Annotated in this window: 1 protein-coding gene; it reads right to left on the reverse strand. The window is 67.6% G+C overall.

Going from position 1 to position 1,006, the window contains the following annotated elements; translation table 11 throughout:
* The coding region (locus tag AC54T2_RS19645) for a serine hydrolase domain-containing protein (protein WP_496667010.1) at positions 1 to 968 on the reverse strand (968 nt) is incomplete at its 3' end.
* Positions 969 to 1,006 lie beyond the last annotated feature (38 nt).

Genomic DNA, 1,006 nt, shown 5'->3' on the forward strand with positions numbered 1-1,006 from the left:
AGGCCGGGACGGTCCACGGATCGGTTGTTGGCGTTGAGGATGACGACCGCGGCGTGGTGTTCAGGAGCGATGGCCAGCAGGCTGCGGTAGCCGCCGGTGCCGCCGTTGTGGAACATGACTCGATGCTCGCTGCGGGGCGGGGTGGCTGCGATCCAGCCGGGATGGATCGCAGCTCTCGCGTTGATGCGGTGGGAAGTGGCCCGGTTGAGAGCGATGGCTTCCGCGAGCTCGTCAGGTGCTGAACCGAGGTGAGCACGCGCGAACTTGAGCAGATCGGGCACAGTGGAGTGCAGACCACCGGCGCCGGCGAGGGCGCCAAGGTGCCAAGGTGGGCGTGGGCGTCCCAGGCGGGAGTGGCCGGTTGCCAGTCGGGCCGTCCCTTCGGCGTCGAGCACCACGCGGGTATCGCTCATGCCCAGGGGCCGGCAGATCTCGCCCTGAATGAGGGTGTCGTAGTCGGTACCGATGTGGCGTGCCAGAACAAGTCCCAGTAAGCCGGCACCGAGGTTGGAGTAGTGAACGCGGACACCGGGCACCGATCGCAAACGGGTGCGCCGCAGTCCGTCCATCAGGAACTCGCCGGTGCATCCGGCGTAGGGATCTGATCGGAAGAGCCCCCGCGCCAGGAGTCCTTTGGGCAGGCCTGGAAGGCCAGAAGTGTGGGAGGCCAGGTGCCCCAGCCTGATGACCTCGCCGCCGCGTTCTGGGGCCGTGATGTCGCGCGGCAGAAGGTCGTTCAGCGGTTGGTCAAGTTCCACGACACCGCGCACGACGAGCCGGGCCAACGCAAGGGCGGTGAACGTCTTGGTGACGGAACCGATCTCGAACTGCGTGCCGGGATCTGCGCCGTGCACTGCCGACTGCCCGTGGTGTAACGCCCCCACCATGACGACCCCCCGCTGTGTGGCGCCGAGGCGTTCCGCTGATCGTCCCGCCAGATCATCGAGGAGCGAGTTCGTCACCGTCATGCCTCCGTCCGCCCGAACAGGCGTCGGCCGCCGTACTT

The sequence above is a fragment of the Nocardioides sp. Z35_8 genome (assembly GCF_059621125.1).